We start from the raw sequence: 19,320 nt of genomic DNA, 5'->3' as shown, positions 1-19,320 counted from the left end.
TCCTCTGCGTGCGTATATTTACGCAGCCTGCTTGACCTACTGCCTGGCCCGGACAAGCGCAATGCACTTGTGGCCCATTTGCTTGTGGGCTCAATTATGCGGCCATATATAGCGATCAGGTTCCACCGCAGGAAAAGTTTGGTGCTGAAGAAGTTTGAAGTCGGGCCGCAGGCCTACCGCGACGCGATGAGCCACTTTGCCGGTGCGGTGCATCTGGTGACCACCGATGGAGCGGCCGGCAGGCGCGGCGCGACCGTGATTGCCGCCTGCTCCGTTACCGACAATCCGCCCACCGTGCTCGTCTGCGTCAATCGCGAGAACCCGAAGAACGACGCCTTCGTCAAGAACGGCAACTTTGCCCTCAACACCCTGGCCGCCAGGCACGAACCGCTGGCGGTCGCCTTTTCCGGCGTCACCGGCCTGGCGCCGGAAGACCGGTTCGCCATGGCCGAGTGGGAGGTGCTGGCATCCGGCGCCCCGGTGCTCGTCGACGCGGTGGCGGTGTTCGATTGCGAACTCGTCGACGCCAAGGAAATGGCCACCCACCGCATCATGTTCGGCAAGGTGACAGGCCTGCGCATCGGCGATAACCTCCGTCCCCTGATCTACCACGGCCGCAGCTACCACGTGCTCTAGGCCGATCCTCGGAAGCACCATGACCGATCTTGCGCCTCGTCCCCTGCCCAATTCGATCGACGAGACGCTCGACATGCTCGCCGGCGCCGACTATGTCGCCGACCGCGCGCTTGCGACCGTGCTCTTCCTCAGCCTGCGCATGCGCCGCCCGCTGTTCCTCGAGGGCGAGGCCGGGGTCGGCAAGACCGAGATCGCCAAGGTTCTGGCCAGCGCGCTCGGCCGCAGGCTGATCCGCCTGCAGTGCTACGAGGGTCTCGACGTCTCCTCCGCGGTCTACGAGTGGAACTATGCGGCGCAGATGATCGAGATCCGCATGGAGGAGGCTACCGGCAAGGTCGACCGCAAGGACATGGAGAAGAACGTCTTCTCCGAGAAGTACCTGATCCGCCGCCCGGTGCTCGATGCGCTGACCGGCAAGGAGGGGGCGGCCCCCGTCTTTCTCATCGACGAACTCGACCGCACCGACGAGGCCTTCGAGGCGTTCCTGCTCGAAATCCTCTCCGACTACCAGGTGACGGTGCCCGAACTCGGCACCATCAAGGCCGAGGAACCGCCGATCGTCATCATCACCACCAACCGCACGCGCGAGATCCACGACGCGCTGAAGCGCCGCTGCCTCTACCATTGGGTCGACTATCCCAATGCCGAGCGCGAACTCGAGATCGTCCGCCGCAAGGTGCCCGAAGCCAACCGCCGGCTTTCGGCCGAGGTCGTCCGCTTCATCCAGAGGCTGCGCGAGATCGAGTTGTTCAAGGTGCCGGGCGTGGCCGAGACCATTGACTGGGCCGGCGCCCTGACCGAGCTGGACAAGATAGCGCTCGACCCCGAGACCGTGTCCGACACCATCGGCGTGCTGCTCAAGTACCAGGACGACATCGCCCGCATCGAGCAGGGCGAGGGCCGCCGCATCCTCGAAGAGGTGAAGGCGGAGCTGGCGGCGGCGGAGTAGGGCGTTGGAAGCTGTGTTGTTTACCCCCATCCCTGACCCCTCCCCACAAGGGGGAGGAGGACTTGGAGTGCGGCCGTTGACAACCCATCGGAGTGCATCGCGAAAGGCTGGCGCGAACGCAGCAGAAATTCCCCTACCCCTTCTGGGGAGGGGCTAGGGGTGACAACGGTGACACCCTCAACGAGCGTCATCCAGCCCGAAGGTCGCATCGCCGACAACATCGTCTATTTCGCCCGGGCGCTGCGCAAGGCGGGCATGCGGGTCGGTCCCGCCTCGGTCAAGGACGCCATCGAGGCGGTGCTCGCGGCCGGCATCGGGTCACGCGACGATTTCTACTGGACGCTGCACGCCGTGCTCGTCACGCGCCACGAGGACCACGCCACATTCGACGAGGCCTTCCGCCTGTTCTGGAAGTCGCGCGAGCTGATCGAGAAGATGCTGGCGATGTTTTCGCCCGTGGCGCTCGATCACCGCGAGAAGCAGAAGCCGCGCGCTGCCGAAAGCCGGGTCAGCCAGGCAATGTTCGAGGGCCACGAGAAGGCCCAGCCACCGCGCGAGATTCCCGAAATCGAGGTCGACGCCCGCTTCACGGTCTCCGGCAACGAGGTGCTGCGCGCCAAGGACTTTGCCCAGATGAGCGCCGCCGAGCTTTCGCGGGCACGGCGGGAGATCGCGGCGCTCAGGCTGCCTTTCGACATGGTACGCACGCGCCGCTTCAAGCCCGACCCGCATGGCGCCAAGGCCGATCCGCGCGCGATGTTGCGTGCGGCGGCCCGCATCGGCGGCCAGTTGATCCTGCCGAAGTTCCGTTCGGCCCGTGAGGTGCATCCGCCGCTCGTCGTGCTTGCCGATATTTCGGGCTCGATGAGCCAGTACACGCGCATCTTCCTGCATTTCCTGCATGCGCTGACCGAGAAGCGGCGGCGCGTGCATACCTTCGTCTTCGGCACGCGGCTTACCAATCTCACGCGCCAGATGCGCCACCGCGACCCCGACGAGGCCCTGGCCGGCTGCGCGGCCATGGTCAAGGACTGGTCGGGCGGCACGCGCATCGGCGACGCGCTCGGCGAATTCAACCGGCTATGGTCGCGGCGGGTGCTGGGTCAGGGCGCGGTCGTCCTGCTCATCACCGACGGGCTGGAGCGCGACGACGTCGCCGGCCTGTCCGAGGAGATGGAGCGGCTGAAAAAATCCTGCCGGCGGCTGATCTGGCTCAATCCGCTGCTGCGCTTCGACGGTTTCGAGGCGCGTGCCCGCGGCGTGCGCGCCATGCTGCCGCATGTCGACGAGTTCCGCGCCGTCCACAATCTCAATGCGCTCGGCGATCTCTGCGCCTCGCTCGGCGCGCCCGCCTCGCGCAGCAGCGATCCGAGGCGATGGCTCGCCGGCCTGAGCCGCGCGGCCTGAGCATCGGAAGGGAGGAAGCGATGCCAAGCAAGTTCCTGGACGAAGCCCGCGATCCGCTGATCATCGCGGAGGGCTGGATGAAGGACGGAAAGGACGTGGCGGTCGCCACCGTCGTCGAGACCTGGGGCTCCGCGCCGCGCCCCGTCGGCAGCCACTTGGTCATCGATGCCGAGGGCACCTTCCACGGCTCCGTCTCCGGCGGCTGCGTCGAAGGCGCGGTCATTTCCGAGGCGCTGGACGTCATTGCCAGCGGCAAGCCCAGGATGCTCGATTTCGGCGTCGCCGATGAGACGGCCTGGCGGGTCGGGCTCTCCTGCGGCGGCCGCATCCGGGTCTATGTCGAGCGGCTGGGGTGATCGAATGGATCCGTATGTTCTCAAGACCCTGAATGCCGAGCGCCGGGCGCGGCGCGCGGCCATCGTCGTCACCGACCTCGGCGACGGCCGCGACCGCGTGGTCAGGGAAGGCGATGCGGTTGCCGGCGATCTCGGTGCCGCCATCGGCAAGGCGTTCCGCACCGGCGCCTCTGGCATGGTCGAGGCCGAGGGCCGCAGCTTCTTCCTCAACGTGCATCTGCCGCAGCCGCGGCTGGTGGTGATCGGCGCGGTGCACATCAGCCAGGCGCTGGCACCGATGGCCAGGATCGCCGGCTTCCCGCTCGAGATCATCGATCCGCGCACGGCGTTTGCCAGCGGCGAGCGTTTTCCCGACGTCGAGCTCAGCGCCGAATGGCCCGAGGACGTGCTCAGGGATCATCCGCTCGACCGCTACGCAGCACTTGCGGCCGTTACCCACGATCCCAAGATCGACGACTATCCGCTCAAGGCAGCACTTGACGCCGGATGTTTCTATGTCGGCGCGCTGGGCAGCCGGAAGACCCACGCCAGGCGCATCGAGCGGCTGCTCGCCATGGGCGCGACGCCGGAGCAGATCGAGTGCATCAACGCGCCGATCGGGCTCGCCATCGGTGCCGCCAACCCGGCCGAGATCGCCGTCGCGGTCTTGGCGCAGGTCATCGCCGCCTTCCGCTCGCGCGGGCTCGCCGGCGACACGAAAGGCGAGGCGGCGTGAAGTTCGGACCCATTCCGGTTGCCGAAGCCCAGGGCGCGGTGCTGGCCCACGCGACCGCTGCCGGCGACCGTCGCTACCGCAAGGGCCATGTGCTCGGTGCCGAGGACGTGGCAGCCTTGCAGGCGGCAGGGCTGGGCGAGGTCGTCGTCGCCGTCTTGGAGCCGGGCGACCTTGGCGAGGACGCGGCTGCCGCGGCGATCGCCGCCGCCATGCGCCATCGCCATGTCGAGGTGAAGCCGGCCGCCACCGGCCGCGTTAATCTCCATGCCGGCGCGGCGGGCGTCTTCACCGTCGATGCCGCCCTGGTCGACGCCATCAACGCGGTCGACCCGTCGATCACGGTCGCCACGCTTGCCCGCCACGCCACCGTCGAGGCGGGCCAGATGGTCGCGACCGTCAAGATCATTCCCTTCGCGGTGGCCGGCGAACTGGTGCGCAAGGTCGTCGACCTGTGCGCCGGCCGCGAGATCTTCGCCGTCAATCCGTTCGTTGCCAGGCGCGTCGGCGTCATCCAGACCGTGCTGCCGAGCGTGAAGGCGAGCGTGCTCGACAAGACCGCGCGCGTCACCGAGCAGCGGCTCGCGCGTTCCGGCAGCCGCATGACCGCGGAACGGCGCACGCCGCACGAGGCGGGCGCCGTGGCGGAGGCCGCGAAGGCGCTTGCCCGCGATCACGACCTGCTCGTCATCTTCGGCGCCTCGGCGCTCGCCGATTTCGACGACGTCATCCCCGCGGCGATCCGCGCCGCCGGCGGCAGCGTCACCCGTTCCGGCATGCCGGTCGACCCCGGCAACCTTTTGGTGCTCGGCCATATCGGCCAGACCGCCGTGCTCGGTGCCCCCGGCTGCGCCCGCAGCCCCAAGGAGAACGGCTTCGACTGGGTGCTCGACCGCCTGATCGCCGGCCTCGAGATCACCGCGGCCGACATCGGCGGCATGGGGGTAGGGGGCCTGCTCATGGAAATCCCCTCGCGGCCGCAGCCGCGCGAGGCGCCAGCCGTGCCCGTTCCGCCCAAGGTCCATGCCGTCTTGCTCGCCGCCGGGCGCTCCAGCCGCATGGGCGGCCCCAACAAGCTGTTGGCGCTTTTCCAGGGCAAGCCGCTGGTGCGCCGCACCGCCGAACGCGTCCTCGCCTCGAAGGCCGAGGCGGTGGTGGTCGTCACCGGCCACCAGGCCAGCCGCATCCGCGAGGCGCTGACCGGGCTCGACCTGCCCGTCGCCCACAATGCCGACTTCGCCAGCGGCCTCGCCGGTTCGCTGAAGGCGGGCGTCGCGGCACTGTCCGAGGAGGCTGCCGGCGCGCTGATCGTGCTCGGCGACATGCCCGAGCTGCTGCCGGCCGATCTCGACCGCCTGATCGACGCCTTCGAGCGCGCCGGGGCTCGCGCCGTCGTCCGCGCCACCCATGGCGGCAAGCGCGGCAACCCGGTGATCCTGCCCAGGGCGCTGTTCGCAGCCGTCGCCCATCTCGAAGGCGACACCGGCGCCCGCCACCTGATCGAGAGCGAGGGCGTCGATGTCGTCGACGTCGAGATCGGCATCGGTGCGGCCGTCGACGTCGACACGCCCGAGGCGCTGCGAACGGCCGGCGGGGTGCTGCAGGATTGACAAACGCCCTCTCGGTTAGCCAACCCTAGGTCATGTCTCTCGATTCAGCCCCGCATTCCTTCGCGCCCCCCTCTGGCCCTGAGCTTGTCGAAGGGCCGGCCATCTCCCCCTCAAGGGCCAGCAGCTTTGCCGGCGTCGCTTACCCGACGTTGCAGAAGGGCGAAGGCGCCGACGACAGCCAATCTCCCCCCTTGTGGGGGAGATGTCCGGCAGGACAGAGGGGGGTGCGCAGGAGCGCAAGGTTCCACGGGCTTTCTGCCTGCCTTTTGCGTGCGGTGGCACCGGTCCTGCTCGCCACCTTCGCCTTCCCCGCCCACGCCCAGACGCTGGCCCCCTACAAGGACGAGCTCTTCGCCTATCCGTCGCTGTTGTCCTCGGAGGGCGAAACCTACCGCGTCGTCGACTATCGCGAGGCGCGCGACATCGACGAGCGCGACCAGGTGCCGGAACGCCGCGTGCAGGGCAAATACGTCTCCACCGGCGTCCGCCGGGCGCAGCAGGACCTGGTGCTCAAGACCGATGCCGGCGACATCCGGCATTTCGCCGTCGGCAAGACCGAGGGTGCTGCGGTCATCGTGCTCTACCTCCACGGCCAGGGCGGCAGCCGCAAGCAGGGGGTCGACGACTTCACCTTCGGCGGCAATTTCAACCGCATCAAGAACCTGATGGCCGCCAATGGCGGGCTCTATCTGTCGCCGGATTTCTCCGACTTCGGCGACAAGGGCGTGGCCGAGGTGGCGGCGCTGATCGACCACTACGCCGCGCGATCGCCCGGCGCGAAGATCGTGGTCGCCTGCGGCTCGATGGGCGGGGCGCTGTGCTGGGGGCTGGCGCGCGACGCCGACGTTGCCAGGCAACTCAGCGGGCTGATGCTGCTCGGCTCGCTGTGGGACGACGGCTTCCTCAAGTCGCCCGCCTTCGCCGCCAAGGTGCCGGTGTTCTTCGGCCAGGGCAGCGAGGACCCGGTGTTCCCGGTCGAGAAGCAGGAGGCCTTCTTCCGCTCCATCCTCGCTAAGAACAAAAGCTACCCGACGCGCTTCGTGCGTTTCGAGACCGGCACGCATGGCACGCCGATCCGCATGACCGACTGGCGCGAGACGCTCAACTGGATCCTGGAGTAATTCCGGGAAAGGCGCGGAGCCGTTTTCCGTCCGGAAGCAGCCGGGTCGCGGTCACGGTCCGGTGTCGTAGTCGAGCACATTCTCCGGGTTGATCTCGCCGTCATAGGAGGCGTCGACGTCGTACTTGACGAGCGTGAAGGCGCCGTCGCGGAAGATCCACAGCCCGTCCGACGAGGCGTCGCCGACGCCGCGCCACTTCGAGTGCGAGGCGATCGACAGCTTCTTGTCGTCGTAGAACGAGTTGACCAGCTCGCTTTCGGAGCGATAGCCGACGATGTCGACGCTCTCGACCTTGCCTTCGGTGTTGTCGTTCTCATAGCTGATGTCGAGTTCGGGCACTGCGAAATGCAGCTCGCGCAGGCCCTCGACCTCGTTCCACAGATAGTAGACGTGGGTCTCGTTGTAGGCGCCCATCGAGCAGAAGAAGCGGAACAGCCGGGCCGTGCTGGGCGCGGCGTCATCGGCGTCTGTCTTGTTGCGGTAGGAGATGGTGTAGTTCGCGACCGCGTCTTCGCGGCTGCCGTCGCCGGCGTCGCATTGACCCTTGCGGCTGGTCGCGAACAGCTTCCTGGCAAGCTCGAGCACGGCGTCGGTCTCGGGCGGTGGCGCCTCGCCGCACTGCTTGGGCAGGGCGTCGGCAAGCTCGCCGTCCGCCGGCTTGAGACTGCCCTTGTCGAGCTGGATCGGCCTGAACGGCGGCTCCTGGATCGAGGCGCTCACCTGCCGGGCGGTGTAGCAGCCGGCAAACACATTCTCCGACCCGTCGGCGTTCACGGCGCGGATCGCGACCGGGATGTTGTAGAAGATGCTGCCGGCGGCCCCTTCCTCGCTCACCGGACCGGTCTCGACGTCGACCCGGCTGGTCGTCTCGTATCCCTTGGCGAAGCTCGCAAAATCCTTGGCGGGCTTGGTGTCGCCGAAATAGTCCCAGGCTCGGGCATATTCCTTGCGGCTGACGGCGTTGTAGAGCGAGCGCACCACGGCCGCGGGATCGGAGCGGTCGTCGAGGTAGGGCAATTCGGCTGCAAGCGATTGCAGGGACCAGAGCCCGGTCAGGGCCAGGATGGCGGCTGCGCTGGTCGAAGAAAAGGTCCTCATCGCGAATCTCCTGCCTGCTGCAATCATGCATCATGGATTGCGGCAGCGCAGTGACGCGAAAGGCCACTCACGCCTGGCGTGCCGACATTTCGCGGGCGATGCGCGGGAAGTCCGCCGGCTTGATGCCGATGTCGAAACGGTCGGCATTGCTCATGGCGTTGAGCAGCGCCAGCGCTGCGCGATAGCGCGCCTCTTCGCGGGGGCGCGGACGGGCGAACAATTCGGTGTAGAAACCCATCTCTCAGGCTCCTGTTGGTCCTCCCTGACCTGCATATAGGTGATTCCCTGTCTATTGTGCAGTGCAGCATAAGCATATCTGCCATGCAGGCCCCGTCCCGGGGCCGCCGCCGAACCTGTCCGGAATCCAATAAGATGCGGCAATTGCCTCGAAGCGATTATTAACCGGCTTGGACTATGTTCCGGCCAGTTTTGCCGTATCATGCGTTTCGTGCGGGAGGGGCTTGCATGGGCACCGAAACCAGTCGCGACTTCGCTTCGCTGCTCGACGACCTGATCGTCGCGTCGGAGCGGACTGAGGTTGCGCCCGCGCCTACCATCCCCTTCGACTATCTCGCCGTCGCCGAAGAGCTCCATTCGGGCCGCATCCGCGTCGACGGGCAGACGGTCGTCGCCGAATACCGCGAGGCGGGGGCTGCGCTCGAAGACGAGTTCGTGTCGCTGCTCGACATGATGAAGACCGAAACCGCGGCCGCCGACGAACCCGAACCGCCGTCGATCGATCCGGATGCGATCGCCGCCGAACTCGGACTCGCCGAGGCCAAGCCCGCCGAGCTTGCCAAAATGCGCCGCAGCTTCGCGCTCGCCAACCATCCCGACCGGGTGGCCCCGCATCTGCGCCAGCGCGCCATGGTGCGCATGCAACTCGCCAACATGCTGATCGACGATGCCAGGCGACGCGCGGCGAAGAAGAAGCCCTGACCGCCGAAGCCTCTCGACAGCGCGGCCCATCTGCGAAAATCTATAGCTCGTGCCTGTGCGGGAGCCTCCATGCTCAGAATTCAGCGTATCCCACTCGATGCCATCTACGTGCCCGCCGCGCGCCGCAAGACGCTGCATCCCGAGACCGTGCGCCATCTCGCCGAGGACATCCTCGAGAACGGCATGAAGATGCCGATCCAGGTGCGGGTCGACGGCGGCCGCTATGTCCTGATCGAGGGGCTGCACCGGCTCGAAGCCGCGAAGTGGCTGGGCGAAACGGCCATCGACGCCTACCTGGTGCACGCCCGCCGGCATTGACCTCGCAAAGATTTTACTCCGTGCGTGTCGGAAACGCTGGACGCCGTACGTCCTTGTCGTGGAATTTGACCTCATTTGGAGATTTTCTCATGACCACCGTTGTTGAAGCCACCCCCGCCAGCGACCGCGAACTCGTTCTCTGCCGCATCATCGACGCGCCGCGCGAGAAGGTGTTCCGCTGCTGGACCGACGCGGCGCTGCTGCCCAAGTGGTTCGCGCCGCTGCCCTGGACGACGCCGAGCGCCAGGCTCGACGTCCGTACCGGCGGCACGAGCGCGGTCGTGATGCGCAGCCCCGAGGGCGTCGACTATCCGAGTTCCGGCATCTACCTCGAGGTCGTGCCGAACCAGAAGCTGGTGTTCACCGACGCCTTCACCAAGGCGTGGGAGCCTTCCGAAAAGCCCTTCATGGTGGGCATCCTGACCTTCGAGGACGCCGGCGGCGGCAAGACGAAATACACCGCCACCGTCAGGCACTGGTCGGTCGCCGACCGCGACGCGCACGACAAGATGGGCTTCCACGAGGGCTGGGGCCTGTGCACCGAGCAGCTCGAGGCGCTCGCCCAGACGCTCTGAGTCCGACTTTTTGATTGCAAAGGGCCAGGTCGGCATCGGCCTGGCCTTTTTGTCGTTGGCCGTCGATGACGGCCTGATCTCCCCCCTTGTGGGGGGTGAGGAGTGGTCGCCGAAGGCGACGAAAAGCCACTTGCTTGGCCTTTCGAACGACGAATGCCGGCAGCCCAGAGGGGGGTGCGAAGGAATGCAGCTTGCCAACATTTCGCACTTCTCCATTGCCACGCCCCGTTTTCGGTCTGGCCATTGCTAGGGAAAAAGTTCGGGAAGCGGGGCGCGCGGCCGAGCCTTCCGATAGTTTGATACATGGCGCGAACCGCGCGCCCCGCCCGGTGTCTGTCCCTCGGTCGGCCGGTCACAGGTCCGTCCCACGTACATTCCGTGGCCTGAACCCGCGGCTTCTCCGCACCGTTCGGCACCCGCCATTTGCGGCGCGCGCCGGACGACGCCGGCCTGTCGTCGGGCCCTCGGAGCCACGGCTACCGCAGCCGTGGCGGGAGGTCACCGCCGCCCTTCCTGACACCCGGTGCGCACCAGGTCCCGACAAGGGCAGTGGCACAAGAATACGGGAGGTTTTGGAGGGGGTGGAAAAACGGCAAGATTTCTCCACGCGGTCTGCTGACAGAGTTCCTGACAAAGGGCGGGGTACGAGCGGGAGGCAAGCCTTCTACGTCTCATTCCGTCCCACCCCCCTCTGTCCTGCCGGACATCTCCCCCTCAAGGGGGGAGATTGGGCCTTCATCGGCGCCGCAGCCAATCGCCAACGTAGCTGCTTGCTCCTTGCGGCCTCGCAGGATGGGGGCCGCCGTGGACGTGACTAATCTCCCCCCTTGAGGGGGAGATGGGCGGCAGGACAGAGGGGTGTGGGAAGGAATGAGACGTTGAAATGGTCGACCCTCAGGCAGGTCCAGACGAAGGGCCGGCCCGCACGAAAAAATCTCCGCCCCGTGGAAAAGGTCTGCACACACGAGGACCAGGTCACGGCATGGATCCCAGGGGCTGCGCAACGGCGCTAACGCGCCTGCTCCGCCCTCTAGGATGACCCTACGCTGGCGTCCGACCAATTTCCGCACCTGCCTGGGCACTGCGGCAACTCCACTCACGCGCAAAAATTTTCTCTACCATGTCGGGTCTGCTACGGTCCGTTCGTCCTAGGGGGCGAAGGGCCGGAGCGGTCCGCAAAACGAGGAAGGACGACAGATGCGCAGTTTCATCACCATGCTGGTCGCGGCCGCAATGACGATCATCGTCGGCGGCGCGGCGCTGGCCCAGGCGGCCGCCGACGGGGTCAAGAGCGGCTATGCCAAGGTCAATGGCGTCAACTATTACTACGAGATCCGCGGTGAGGGCGAACCACTGCTGCTGCTGCACGGCGGGCTGGGCTCGATCGACATGTTCGGGCCGGTGCTGCCGGCCCTGTCGAAGAACAGGCAGGTGATCGCGGTCGACCTCTACGGCCACGGCCGCACCGCCCTGACCGACCGCAAGATGAGCCTGATCGACATGGGCGACGACATGGCCGGGCTGCTTGAGCAGCTGGGCTACGAAAAGGTCGACGCCATGGGCTACTCCCTCGGCAGCGGCGTCGCCATGCGGCTTGCGGTGCAGCATCCCGACATGGTGCGCCGCCTGGTGCTGGTCTCGGCCGGCTTCGCCCAGGACGGCTTCTATCCGGAAATGCTGCCGATGCAGGCGCAGGTGGGCGCCGCCATGGCCGAGATGATGAAGCCGACCCCGATGTACCAGTCCTATGCGGCCGTCGCGCCGAAGGTCGAGGACTTTCCGAAGCTGCTCGACCTGATGGGCGAGTTGATGCGCAAGCCCTTCGACTGGTCCGAGGACGTCAAGACGCTGAAGATGCCGGTGATGCTCGTCTATGGCGACAGCGACATGTATCGCCCCGAGCACATCGTGAAGTTCTACCAGCTGCTCGGCGGCGGGCTGAAGGACGCCGGCTGGATGCGCGAGAACATGTCGCAGAACCGGCTGGCGATCATCCCCAACCGTACCCACTACGACGTCTTCTTCGCCCCCGAACTGGCGGCGATGGCGCTGCCCTTCCTCAATGGCGAGACCAAGGTGAAGACCTGGGACGAGCAGGTGAAGGAAGCGCAGTAGGCCGGCGATCCTGCTCCTGGCCGCGCGGGTCCGGACCGGGCCCGCGCGGCCAAGACCCTTGCCCCGCGGGGGTGAGGGGATGTATCGTTCCGCCACGCTGAGAATGCCCCATGCGGGCATCGTAGGATGCGGCCAGCCGACCCCGAGACATGGCTGGCGATGAGGCGGCCGAACCCTTGCCGCGCGGCGCGTGCCGCACGCTTTCGCCATTTCCGGCCGCAGTGAGGCGATGTTGCCGCGGAAGGAAAGTGGTCATGGCTATCTCATTGACAGTGCAAGAGTATCTCGAGGACAACCACATCCATTACGACGCCACCAAGCATGCGCGGACCGGCTGTTCGATGATGACGGCGGAGGCTTGCCACGTGCCCGGCAATGCGATCGCCAAGGGTGTGGTGCTGAAATGGGACGACGGCTACGTGCTCGCCGTGCTGCCGGCCACCCGCCACGTCGATCTGGCGCGAATGCGCGAGATCGTCGGCGACAAGATCAGGCTGGCCACCGAGGACGAGGCCAGTTCGCTGTTCCCCGACTGCGAGGAGGGCGCGGTGCCGATCCTCGGCGTGCCCTACCGGGTGGCCTGCGTCATCGACGAGCAGCTGCGCCGCGGCGGCGACATCTATTTCGAGGGCGGCGACCACCGCACGCTGGTGCACGTCACCGGCGATGAGTTCGGCAGACTGATGTACGGCATGCCGCAGGCGCGCATCAGCTGGTAGCTGGGGCCGTGCTTGGCCTACGGGTGGCCAACGAATTGCCCGCTTGGTGTCACGCAACCGCCATTCGCCGGTCATGGTTGGCGCCTAGGATGCGTGAGGTCGAATGGTCACGAACGGAGGCGACTATGGCCGGTCACCCGGAACCGACGCTTGAGGAACTGCTGCGCGAACCCATCATCCTGAGCTTGATGGAACGCGACAGATACAGTGCCGACGACATCCGCCTGCTGGCGCGGCAGGCAACGGAGAAAACCCGCCTCGGCGCCGGCGCAAGGAGCTTTGCCCCATCGATGCGGGCCGCCGCCCGGCAGAACGCCTGCCTCGCCGCGTGCCGGTGAGGGCACTACAATCGCCAAACAGGGAACGCGCCGTCGCCGTGCCGGGGCAACCGCCGCGGCCGGCGATGACCTTGCGATGTCGTTCAGCCCGGATTGCAGGTCATGCCGTTGCGCTGGGCGTTGGCGACGCAGTCGCTTCTGTTCGAATAGCCTTGGGTCGCCGAGCCGACGATGCGCCCATTGGAGGCGGTTCGCCGCCAGCGCCATCCGTCGGTTGAATTGTAGATTTCCCACGTATCGCCAGTCCGGTCGGTGCAGCTTGCCATCTCGCACGCTCCTGTTGCTCGAGAAGACATGACCTATGGCGATTCCGGTTGCAGGTTCCACGAATTGGCTGCAACTGTAGGATGTTGAAACCGGCGGGCGGGTTGCCGGGATGGTGGCTGCAGGCAATTCGAAGTGCCGAGGGAATGCGGCGTTTCATGCCGGTTGGGTCGAGGTCTCGGCATGACCGGCTTCGTCTACATGACCGCCAGCCAGAAGCGCGGCACGATCTATATCGGCGTGACCAACGATCTGGCGCGCCGGCTGCCCGAGCACAAGGCGGGCCAGGGCTCCGGCTTCACTGCCCGGTACGGCGTGCACCGCCTCGTCTGGTACGAGGAACATTTCGACATCCGCGATGCCATCCAGCGCGAAAAATCGCTGAAGCGCTGGCCGCGCCAATGGAAGATCGAATTGATCGAAAAGACCAATCCCGACTGGCACGAACTGTTTCGCGGGCTCGGCTGGTGAGGCACTTGCCGGGAGCGGTCTCCCCACTTCGTCATCCTCGGGCTTGACCCGAGGAGCCATGCCGTGAGGGCGACGAGAGTGCGCGGCGGTTGGAGCGCGCACAAAAATGCGCGACGGTCAGGGAAGACTGCCCGCGTTCTGGACCGCTTAAGCCATGCCGCGAGGTCACGGCATGGATCCTAGGGTCTCCGCGACGGAGCTGCGCTCCTGCTCTGCCCTAGGATGACGAGAGACGTGGACGCTTCCGCCAATCGTCGGCGGAGGGCCGGGGGCGTGTCGAGGGGTTCTTGTCGAGGCGGGGCCCGGGTTCGCGTCGAGGCGGGGGGCGGGTTCGCGTCGAGGCGGGGGGCGGGTTCGCGTCGAGGCGGGGGGCGGGTTCGTGTCGAGGTGGAGGGCCGGGGGCCGCGTCGAGGCAGCGCTCGCGCCAATCGCAGGCGTTGGGGACTGCCGACGGCCTCACCGCCTTCGTCATCCTCGGGCTTGACCCGAGGATCCATGCCGTGAGGGTGGCGAGAGTGCGCGGCGGTTGGAGCGCGCACAAAAATGCGCGGCGTTCGGGGAAGACCGTCCGCGTTCTGGACCGCTTAAGCCAAGCAGCGAAGTCACGGCATGGATCCTAGGGTCTCCGCGACGGAGCTGCGCTCCTGCTCCACCCTAGGATGACGAGAGACGTGGACGCTTCCGCCAATCGTCGGCGGAGGTGCGGGGCGCGCGTCGAGGGGTTCGCGTCGAGGCGGAGTGGGCGGGGCGCGCGTCGAGGCGGGATGGGCCGGCGGCGCGTCGAGGCGGGGGGCGGGTTCGTGTCGAGGTGGAGGGCCGGGGGCCGCGTCGAGGCAGCGCTCGCGCCAAGCGCAGGCGTTGGGGACTGCCGACGGCCTCACCGCCTTCGTCATCCTCGGGCTTGACCCGAGGATCCATGCCGTGAGGGTGGCGAGAGTGCGCGGCGGTTGGAGCGCGCACAAAAATGCGCGGCGTTCGGGGAAGGCCGTCCGCGTTCTGGACCGCTTAAGCCATGCCGCGAAGTCACGGCATGGATCCTAGGGTCTTCGCGACGGAGCTTCGCTCCTGCTCCGCCCTAGGATGACGACAGACGTGGACGCCGCCGCCAAACGTCGACGGAGGGCCGGGGGGCGCGTCGAGGCGGAATGGGCCGGGGCGCGTCGAGGCGGAGGGGCCGGGTTCTCGTCAAAGCGGCGTTCGCGCCAATCGCAGGCGTTGGGGACTGCCGACGGCCTCACCGCCTTCGTCATCCTCGGGCTTGACCCGAGGATCCATGCCGTGAGGGTGGCGAGAGTGCGCGGCGGTTGGCGCGCGCGCAGCAATGCGCGGCGTTCGGGGAAGGCCGTCCGCGTTCTGGACCGCTTGAGCCATGCCGCGAGGTCACGGCATGGATCCTAGGGTCTTCGCGACGGAGCTGCGCTCCTGCTCCGCCCTGGGATGACGAAGGCTTTCGAACTCTGCCCCTTTGCAGTTTCGGCCCGATCTTGCGACCGGGCCGAAACTGTTACTTCTCATGCTATCCGGTGCCGCCAGCGGGGGAGCACCGCCGAAACGCCCCCTCAGCTGCAGCCGCTGGTCGCGCCGCAGGTGTCGCACTTCTCGCAGGTGCCGTTACGCACCATGGTGAAGTTGTGGCACTCGAGGCATTCGTTGCCGGTGTAGCCCTGCATCATCGCCTGGCTGCGGCGGGCAGCCGCCAGCTTCTTGGCTTCCGCTGCTTCGTTGGCAGCAGCGTCGGTGAACAGCGCCGAGGTGGTTTCGGTCACGGTTTCCTCCTCGGCGATGTCTTCGGCGAACTCCCTGGCGCGCTCCTCGTAGTCGCGCTTGTAGGCGGTCGATTCCTCGCGCAGTTCCGAGGTGACCGACTTGAGCGCCGTCACCGTCGCACCCGACGAGATTGCGCGCACGTTCGAGCCCGCGAACGCGGTCGGCGCGGCCTTCACCGGCGCCGATGCGGGCGTGGCCGAACCCTTGGGATCGGAGCCGGCGAGGCCGGAGACGACCTTGAGCGGGGCGCCGCGGGTCAGGCCCTTGGAGAAGGGCAGGGCCTTGCCTTCGTTGATGCCGCGGCCAAGTGCCGTGTTGCCGAAGTCGGAAGTGTCGACATGGGCGAGGTCGTTGCGGGCGAGATAGGAAACGGCCAGCTCGCGGAAGACGTAGTCGAGGATCGAGGTGGCGTTCTTGATCGCATCGTTTCCGATGACGATGCCGGCCGGCTCGAACTTGGTGAAGGTGAAGGCCTCGACATATTCCTCGAGCGGCACGCCGTACTGCAGGCCGAGCGAAATCGCGATGGCGAAGTTGTTCATCATCGCGCGGAAGGCGGCGCCTTCCTTGTGCATGTCGATGAAGATCTCGCCGAGGCGGCCGTCGTCGAACTCGCCGGTGCGCAGGTAGACCTTGTGGCCGCCGACGACGGCCTTCTGGGTGTAGCCCTTGCGGCGGTTCGGCAGCTTTTCGCGGTCGCGGTAGAGACGCTCGACGACGCGCTCGACGATCTTCTCGGTGACCTGCACGGCCTTGGCGGCGGCGGGAGCCGCGACCAGCGCCTCGACCGCGTCGTCCTCGTCCTCGTCGTTGTCGGCGATCAGCGAGGCATTCAGCGGCTGCGACAGCTTCGAGCCGTCACGGTAGAGTGCGTTGGCCTTCAGCGCCAGCTTCCACGACAGCATGTAGGCGTTCTTGCAGTCGTCGACCGTCGCCTCGTTGGGCATGTTGATGGTCTTGGAGATAGCGCCCGAGATGAAGGGCTGGGCGGCGGCCATCATCAGGATGTGGCTGTCGACCGAGAGATAGCGCTTGCCGATCTTGCCGCACGGGTTGGCGCAGTCGAACACGGCGAGGTGCTCGTCCTTCAGGAACGGCGCGCCTTCCAGCGTCATCGCGCCGCAGACGTGGATGTTGGCGGCTTCGATCTCGCGCTTGGAGAAGCCGAGCGCCGGCAACATCTCGAAGGTGAAGTCGTCGAGCTGCGCGTCGGTGAAGCCGAGCACGTCCTTGCAGAAGTCCTCGCCCAGCGTCCACTTGTTGAACACGAACTTGATGTCGAAGGCGCTCTTCAGCGCCGCGTTCAGCACCTCGATCTTGTCGTCGCTGAAGCCCTTGGCCTTGAGCGTCGAGGGGTTGATGCCCGAGGCCTGGTTGAGGTTGCCGTGGCCGACGGCATAGGCCTCGATCTCGGCGATCTGGCTTTCCGAGTAGCCGAGCGTGCGGAGCGCCTCAGGAACGGCGCGGTTGATGATCTTGAAGTAGCCGCCGCCGGCGAGCTTCTTGAACTTTACGAGCGCGAAGTCGGGCTCGATGCCGGTGGTGTCGCAGTCCATGACCAGGCCGATCGTGCCGGTGGGCGCGATCACGGTCGCCTGGGCGTTGCGGTAGCCGTGCTCCTCGCCAAGCTCGATGGCGCGGTCCCAGGCAGCACGGGCGTGGCTCACCAGTTCCTGCTGCTTGAGGTCGGCGGCGACCAGCGGCACCGGGCTGACCGACAGCTTCTCGTAGCCGTCCTTGTCGCCATAGGCGGCGCGGCGATGGTTGCGCATGACGCGCAGCATGTTCTGGGCGTTGCGGTCGTAGTCGGGGAAGGCGCCGAGCTCGGAGGCCATCTCGGCCGAGGTGGCATAGGCGGTGCCGGTCATGATCGCGGTGAGTGCGGCGCAGATGGCGCGGCCCTCGTCGGAGTCATAGGGAATGCCCGAGGTCATCAAGAGGCCGCCGATGTTGGCGTAGCCGAGGCCGAGCGTGCGGTATTCGTAGGAGAGCTTGGCGATTTCCTTGGACGGGAACTGCGCCATCATCACCGAGATTTCGAGGACGACGGTCCACAGGCGGACAGTGTGCTCGTAGGCAGCGATGTCGATCTCGCCGTTCTCCATGCGGTAGGGCAGGAGGTTGATCGAGGCGAGGTTGCAGGCCGTGTCGTCGAGGAACATGTATTCCGAGCACGGGTTCGACGCACGGATGGCGCCCGCGGAGGCGCAGGTGTGCCAGTCGTTCATCGTGGTGTTGAAGTGCAGGCCCGGATCGGCCGAAGCCCAGGCGGCGTAGCCGATCTTCTCCCACAGGTCGCGGGCCTTCAGCGTCTTCAGCACCTTGCCGTCCTTGCGGGCGGTCAGGTGCCAGTCGCCGTCGTCCTCGACGGCGCGCAGGAAGTTGTCCTTGAGCGAGACCGAGTTGTTGGAGTTCTGGCCGGAGACGGTGAGGTAGGCTTCCGAATCCCAGTCGGTGTCGTAGGTCGAAAAGTCGATCGAGGTGTAGCCCTGGCGCGCGAACTGGATGACGCGCTTGATGTAGTTCTCCGGAACCGAGCTCTTCTTGGCCGCCTTGATCTCGCGCTTGAGCGCGGTGTTGACGGTCGGGTCGAAGCAGTCGTCGTCCTGGCCCTGGCAGTTGACGCAGGCCGCCATGATCTTGGTCAGGTGCTGGCGCACGATCTTGGAGCCGGTGACGAGCGCCGCCACCTTCTGCTCTTCCTTCACCTTCCAGTCGATATAGGCCTCGATGTCGGGATGGTCGGCGTCGACGACGACCATCTTGGCCGCACGGCGGGTGGTGCCGCCCGACTTGATGGCGCCCGCTGCGCGGTCGCCGATCTTGAGGAAGCTCATCAGGCCCGACGAGCGGCCGCCGCCCGAAAGCTTTTCGCCTTCGCCGCGCAGGTGCGAGAAGTTCGAGCCGGTGCCCGAGCCGTATTTGAACAGGCGTGCCTCGCGCACCCACAGGTCCATGATGCCGCCCTCGTTGACGAGGTCGTCGGCGACCGACTGGATGAAGCAGGCGTGCGGCTGCGGGTGCTCGTAGGCCGACTTGGACTTGGTCAGCTTGCCGGTGAAGGGGTCGACATAGAAATGGCCCTGGCCGGGACCGTCGATGCCATAGGCCCAGTGCAGGCCGGTGTTGAACCACTGCGGCGAGTTGGGCGCCACGCGCTGGGTGGCGAGCATGTAGGCGAGCTCGTCGCGGAAGGCGCTCGCATCAGCCTCGCTCTTGAAGTAGCCGCCCTTCCAGCCCCAGTAGGTCCAGGTGCCGGCGAGACGGTCGAAGACCTGACGGGCGTCGGTCTCGGAGCCGTAGCGTTCGTTCTCGGGCAGCTTTTCGAGTTCGGCCTCATCGGGAACCGAGCGCCACAGGAAGGAGGGGACGTCGTTCTCCTCGATCTTCTTCAGGCGCGCGGGAACGCCGGCCTTGCGGAAATACTTCTGGGCGAGGATGTCGGCCGCGACCTGGCTGAACTGGGCGGGCACGTCGATGTCGGCGAGCCGGAAGACGATCGAACCGTCCGGGTTCTTGATCTCGGAGACGGCTTTGCGGAATTCGATCTCCGCATATGCCGATTGTCCATCCTTGGTGAAACGCCGCTCGATCTGCATCGGTCGATTTCCTTTTGTCTATATATAGCGTCTTTCGCCGGGGATTGCCCGTAGTGATTGCGAAGGACGCGCGCCCGTTCTCTCCGGCCGTCTGGGCGGCCGGTTGCTATTTTCCGAATTAGCCGCCGACCGACTGAAGGATCTCCTTGCGGAGGGCCTTTCCCGCCAGCCTGCGAGCCGCCTCGGACCCGTCGAACTGAAACTTTGGTTGCGACTCCCTCATTGAGGGCAACTCACACTATCTAGCGTCCAGACTGCCTGCAAACACTAAATATAGTATTAACAGAAGATTTCCGCCAGTCCCCAATTTTTACCCGCCAACCCCT

General features: G+C 66.5%; 18 protein-coding genes. 14 read left to right on the top strand and 4 right to left on the bottom strand.

Translation table 11 applies throughout. From position 1 onward, the window contains the following. Positions 1-141: 141 nt before the first annotated feature. The 7 genes from AmiPiv_RS11385 to AmiPiv_RS11355 all read left to right on the top strand — a co-directional run bounded on the left by AmiPiv_RS11385 (position 142) and on the right by AmiPiv_RS11355 (position 6,791). Complete coding sequence (locus AmiPiv_RS11385; protein ID WP_340037557.1) at positions 142-636, top strand: flavin reductase; 495 nt, start codon at positions 142-144, stop codon at positions 634-636. A 19-nt stretch (positions 637-655) separates the two neighbouring features. Beyond that, positions 656-1,585 carry an AAA family ATPase gene (locus tag AmiPiv_RS11380; RefSeq protein WP_340037556.1) on the top strand — a complete coding sequence of 310 codons (930 nt, stop codon included), beginning with the start codon at positions 656-658 and terminating at the stop codon, positions 1,583-1,585. Positions 1,586-1,753: 168 nt separating this feature from the next. Continuing rightward, entirely contained in the window at positions 1,754-2,992 is a 1,239-nt protein-coding gene (locus tag AmiPiv_RS11375) for a vWA domain-containing protein (RefSeq protein ID WP_340037555.1), read from the top strand. Positions 2,993-3,012: 20 nt separating this feature from the next. Then, a complete protein-coding gene (locus AmiPiv_RS11370) occupies positions 3,013-3,348 on the top strand; it encodes an XdhC family protein (RefSeq protein ID WP_340037554.1) in 336 nt (111 codons plus the stop codon). A 4-nt stretch (positions 3,349-3,352) separates the two neighbouring features. Next, entirely contained in the window at positions 3,353-4,063 is a 711-nt protein-coding gene (locus tag AmiPiv_RS11365) for an XdhC family protein (RefSeq protein WP_340037553.1), read from the top strand. Then, positions 4,060-5,670, top strand: coding sequence for a molybdopterin-binding/glycosyltransferase family 2 protein (locus AmiPiv_RS11360; protein WP_340037552.1), 1,611 nt, complete (start codon positions 4,060-4,062; stop codon positions 5,668-5,670). Before AmiPiv_RS11365 ends, AmiPiv_RS11360 begins: the two co-directional genes overlap by 4 nt. 266 nt (positions 5,671-5,936) lie before the next feature. Next, positions 5,937-6,791, top strand: coding sequence for an alpha/beta hydrolase family protein (locus AmiPiv_RS11355; protein ID WP_445206949.1), 855 nt, complete (start codon positions 5,937-5,939; stop codon positions 6,789-6,791). A 51-nt stretch (positions 6,792-6,842) separates the two neighbouring features. On the opposite strand, the gene AmiPiv_RS11350 is transcribed toward AmiPiv_RS11355, so the two are convergent. After that, the gene (locus AmiPiv_RS11350) at positions 6,843-7,889 is read right to left on the bottom strand and encodes a DUF1176 domain-containing protein (protein WP_340037550.1); all 1,047 of its coding nucleotides are present in this window, start codon (positions 7,887-7,889) and stop codon (positions 6,843-6,845) included. 67 nt (positions 7,890-7,956) lie between these two features. Then, on the bottom strand, positions 7,957-8,127 hold the full coding sequence (locus AmiPiv_RS11345; RefSeq protein ID WP_340037548.1) for a hypothetical protein: 171 nt from the start codon (positions 8,125-8,127) through the stop codon (positions 7,957-7,959). Positions 8,128-8,354: 227 nt separating this feature from the next. On the opposite strand from AmiPiv_RS11345, the gene AmiPiv_RS11340 reads away from it, so the two are divergent. The 6 genes from AmiPiv_RS11340 (at position 8,355) to AmiPiv_RS11315 (ending at position 12,893) form a co-directional block, all read left to right on the top strand. After that, on the top strand, positions 8,355-8,828 hold the full coding sequence (locus tag AmiPiv_RS11340) for a hypothetical protein (RefSeq protein ID WP_340037546.1): 474 nt from the start codon (positions 8,355-8,357) through the stop codon (positions 8,826-8,828). A 69-nt stretch (positions 8,829-8,897) separates the two neighbouring features. Then, positions 8,898-9,146, top strand: coding sequence for a ParB N-terminal domain-containing protein (locus AmiPiv_RS11335; protein ID WP_340037544.1), 249 nt, complete (start codon positions 8,898-8,900; stop codon positions 9,144-9,146). A gap of 89 nt (positions 9,147-9,235) precedes the next feature. Then, positions 9,236-9,721 carry an SRPBCC family protein gene (locus AmiPiv_RS11330; RefSeq protein WP_340037542.1) on the top strand — a complete coding sequence of 162 codons (486 nt, stop codon included), beginning with the start codon at positions 9,236-9,238 and terminating at the stop codon, positions 9,719-9,721. A 1,197-nt stretch (positions 9,722-10,918) separates the two neighbouring features. Then, on the top strand, positions 10,919-11,836 hold the full coding sequence (locus AmiPiv_RS11325; RefSeq protein ID WP_445206942.1) for an alpha/beta fold hydrolase: 918 nt from the start codon (positions 10,919-10,921) through the stop codon (positions 11,834-11,836). A 254-nt stretch (positions 11,837-12,090) separates the two neighbouring features. Further along, positions 12,091-12,555: an aminoacyl-tRNA deacylase gene (locus AmiPiv_RS11320; protein ID WP_340037540.1), complete on the top strand. Its 465-nt coding sequence runs from the start codon at positions 12,091-12,093 to the stop codon at positions 12,553-12,555. 125 nt (positions 12,556-12,680) lie between these two features. Next, a complete protein-coding gene (locus AmiPiv_RS11315; protein ID WP_340037539.1) occupies positions 12,681-12,893 on the top strand; it encodes a hypothetical protein in 213 nt (70 codons plus the stop codon). An 83-nt stretch (positions 12,894-12,976) separates the two neighbouring features. Here the strand turns inward: AmiPiv_RS11315 and AmiPiv_RS11310 are convergent, their stop codons facing one another. Further along, on the bottom strand, positions 12,977-13,159 hold the full coding sequence (locus AmiPiv_RS11310; RefSeq protein ID WP_340037538.1) for a YegP family protein: 183 nt from the start codon (positions 13,157-13,159) through the stop codon (positions 12,977-12,979). A gap of 181 nt (positions 13,160-13,340) precedes the next feature. Here AmiPiv_RS11310 and AmiPiv_RS11305 point away from each other — a divergent pair, with 181 nt between their 5' ends. After that, positions 13,341-13,628 carry a GIY-YIG nuclease family protein gene (locus AmiPiv_RS11305; protein WP_340037537.1) on the top strand — a complete coding sequence of 96 codons (288 nt, stop codon included), beginning with the start codon at positions 13,341-13,343 and terminating at the stop codon, positions 13,626-13,628. Between the two features lie 1,559 nt (positions 13,629-15,187). Here AmiPiv_RS11305 and AmiPiv_RS11300 read toward each other — a convergent pair. Continuing rightward, entirely contained in the window at positions 15,188-18,994 is a 3,807-nt protein-coding gene (locus AmiPiv_RS11300) for a vitamin B12-dependent ribonucleotide reductase (protein WP_340037535.1), read from the bottom strand. Between the last annotated feature and the right edge of the window lie 326 nt (positions 18,995-19,320).

It is taken from the genome of Aminobacter sp. Piv2-1, from assembly GCF_037625995.1.
GTDB lineage: Bacteria > Pseudomonadota > Alphaproteobacteria > Rhizobiales > Rhizobiaceae > Aminobacter.
This window is presented reverse-complemented; position numbering and strand designations above follow the sequence as displayed.